Origin of the sequence: Siphonobacter sp. BAB-5405 (genome assembly GCF_002872335.1) — a bacterium.
In the GTDB taxonomy this organism is placed as follows: Bacteria; Bacteroidota; Bacteroidia; order Cytophagales; family Spirosomataceae; genus Siphonobacter.
The window spans coordinates 1-3370 of record NZ_NJAG01000081.1; the positions used below are offsets into that span (position 1 = coordinate 1).

2 protein-coding genes are annotated in these 3370 nt (G+C 52.1%); both read left to right on the top strand.

Going from position 1 to position 3370, the window contains the following annotated elements:
- Positions 1–948, top strand: a 948-nt coding sequence (locus tag BWI97_RS25625; protein WP_233208049.1) for a FecR family protein, incomplete at its 5' end; no start/stop codon positions are given.
- A 194-nt stretch (positions 949–1142) separates the two neighbouring features.
- Positions 1143–3370 (top strand): SusC/RagA family TonB-linked outer membrane protein (locus tag BWI97_RS25630; protein ID WP_146011043.1); only part of this gene is annotated, 2228 nt, incomplete at its 3' end.

Consider the following 3370-nt stretch of genomic DNA (forward strand, 5'->3'; position numbering starts at 1 on the left):
GGCCATTCATTCGGCCCGTGCTTTTTGACAGCACTCAACCAAACGCAAACACGCCCCAGTACCGAACAGGGTGAGCGGATGTGGCAGGTCATCCAGCAGCAAACGCAACCAGAAGTGTATCCGGTGCAAATTTCTGTATCGCACCGCCGTAAGTACGTGTGGTGGGCCGCCGCCGTAATTTTAGTATGTGTGAGCCTGGGCGGTCTTTGGTACAGTCGTACGCAGGCACCCACTTCGGAACAACTCAGCAACAACAGAAGTACCGAACGTTCTACCTGGATTCATCGAATCAATACGACTCAACAGTTGATGACGGTACAACTCGACGATGGCAGTACGGTCATGCTTTCGCCCCAAAGCCAGCTTCGGTATCCGCGTCGCTTTGCTTCAGAGAAGCGGGAAGTGTATCTAACGGGTGAAGGCTTTTTTAAAGTCGCTAAAAATCCGAATCAGCCATTTTATGTCTTTGCTAAAAATCTGATTACCAAAGTGATCGGCACCAGTTTCCGGATTACGGCCCCGCCGCAAAATCAGAACGTACAGGTAACGGTTCGTAGTGGAAAAGTAGCCGTATACGCACTTCACAGTTCAGATCATCCGCTTTTCTTAACGGCCAATCAGCAGGTGTACTTTGATACGAGTAGTCAGCAACTCACCAGGAGCGTCGTTCGGGCACCGATGTTACTCAAATCGCCGGAGGGTACGCAATCCTTCGTATTTGAAGAAACGCCCATCGCTCAGGTCTTTCATACGCTGGAGACTTCTTACGGAGTAACCATTACCTATAATACCGATCTGTTGAACCATTGCCGACTAACGGCTCCGCTGGGCAACGAACCCTTTTTCAAGAAGCTGGATCTGATCTGTCAGACGCTCGGGGCTACCTACGAAGTCTGGGGAATCAGAGTCATTATTATCGGCCAAAGGCTGTTAAGTACCTTCTTTTAATACTCCTTGTTGAACGCTCTAAACAAAACCTAATGATGCTATTTCACTCCTGGCTTACAATCCCTTAATCGGAATCCGTTCTTATAAAACTCCGATTCGCCCACGTTCTCATTCATTCGATTCCTGGTCCTTCCTTCCGGCAGGTGCCTGTGATCGGTATGCCTTTCTCGCTAACCATTAAACCTCTATTCCGCATGAATAATCGTTGGACTCTCTTTTTGTATCAGTGCCTCAAGCGTACCGGGCTGCCTTTGCTACTGCTGGTGACTTTCGCCGGTATTTCGCTGGCTCGCAGCGGTCTGGCTCAGGAAGTACTGCATCAGCCCGTATCTTTAAACGTCGAAAACCAGGACCTGAAAGCCGTTTTGAATGAACTATCCCGGGCGGCTCGAATCAAGTTTACCTACGTACCTCAGGTGATTGCGGTTGAAAACAAAGTAACGCTGAAGGCCCAGCACGAACGCCTCGACGTGGTACTCGATCGCCTGCTTACGCCGCTGCACATTAGCTACCAGGTTTCCGGTCAGTATATTGTGCTACGGAAGCAGACGTCCCAGTCCTCTACATCCAATCCAAACCAGCCTTTTGAAACTACGGCTGACCGGACGATCACGGGAACCGTAACGGATGAAAAGGGAGAAGCTATCCCGGGCGTGAGTGTACTGCTGAAAGGTACCCAGCGGGGAACCGTAACCGATCCGCAGGGCAGCTTCCGACTGGCCGTACCAGATGAGTCGGCGGTACTGCTGTTTAGCTTCGTGGGGTACAAATCGCAGGAAATTCCCGTGAGTTCCCAAACCCAACTCAGCGTACAGTTGCTCAACGACGAAACGTCTCTTTCGGAAGTAGTCGTGGTTGGGTACGGAACCGTTCGGCGGGCGGATGTGACGGCAGCCATTGCTTCGGTACCCATGAATGAGCTGAAAGACATGCCCGTTTCCAACGCAGCGACGGCCTTACAGGGCAAAATTGCGGGGGTGATCGTCCAGCAGAACAACGGAACACCCGGCAGTACGCCCGCCATCAAAGTTCGCGGCTTCGGCTCCATTTCGGCGGGGAATACACCCCTGATCGTAGTCGATGGGAACATTGTAGATCCCAACGTGTTTAGTCTGCTCAACAGCAATGACATCGAAAGCATTGACGTACTGAAAGATGCGTCTTCGGCCGCTATTTACGGTTCAAAAGGATCCAACGGCGTTATTCTGGTGACCACTAAGGGAGGAAAAATTGGCAAGACCCGTTTGAATCTGGACGTATTCACGGGTGTTCAGGAAGTAACGAAAAAGCTGGACGTGTTAACCTCCCAGCAATTTGCCGAATTTGGCAAGGAAGCCTCCAACAATGCCTACCTCGACAACGTACCCGGAGCGTCCGTTAATGACCCGAACCCGGCCCGTCCTTCTTCGTACTTACGCTACCGTTATCCCCGCGGTGAAATATTTCCCTGGCTCAACTTTGATGATCCGGCTGCCGTAGCAGCCCTGCCAGACTACCGCTACCAGGATCTGATTTTCCGAAAGGCCCGCATCAGCAATTACCAGCTCAGTGTTTCGGGGGGTACGGACAAAGTGCGGTATCTGGTGAGTGGCGGCTACTTGAGTCAGGACGGTATCATCAAGAAATCAAGCCTGGATCGCTATACCATTCGGGCGAATGTGGACGTCAACGTAACGTCTAAACTCAAAGTTGGACTGACGCTTAACCCCTCGTACAAGAGTCAGCAGGAAGTACAGTCGAACGGTCACTGGGGTGATAATGGAATCATCAACTCCGCTCTGTCGGCCATGCCTTTTGCACCTATTTACGCGGCAGATGGCATCACCTACTCCTCGCAGACGGCCCTGGCCGCTCCTTACAACTACCCCGGCATTACCAATCCGGTGGCCAATATTAATGAGTACAACAGTCGCTATACCCAGACTAACCTGCTCGGAAATTCCTACCTGGAATACGCCTTTCTGAAGGACCTGAAGTACCGGGCCTCGGCGAACCTTACGTATTCAGGATACCGTCGCAACGCCTACCGTACCTCGCGTATTCCCCTGAATCAGCTACTGCCGCCCAACCTGGCCGTGGGTACCATTGCCTCGGATCAAAGCATCAGCTGGTTGTTCAACCAGATTGTCAACTACAACAAAACATTCCGGGAAGTACACAGTCTGGACCTACTGGTAGGGATGGAATCAACGCGGCTGAACTACGAAAACAGCGACGGTTCGGCGAGTGCCTACGCGAATGATCTGGTCGAAACGCTAAACGCCAGTGCGGGTGGAGCCACGTCCCGGGTGAGTTCCAGTGCCCGGCAGAATGCTTCGATTTCTTACTTCGCCCGCGTCAACTACAGTTACATGGGCAAGTACCTGGCCAACGTGTCGGTGCGTCGCGATGGTTCGTCCATTTTTGGTTCGCAAATCGCTGG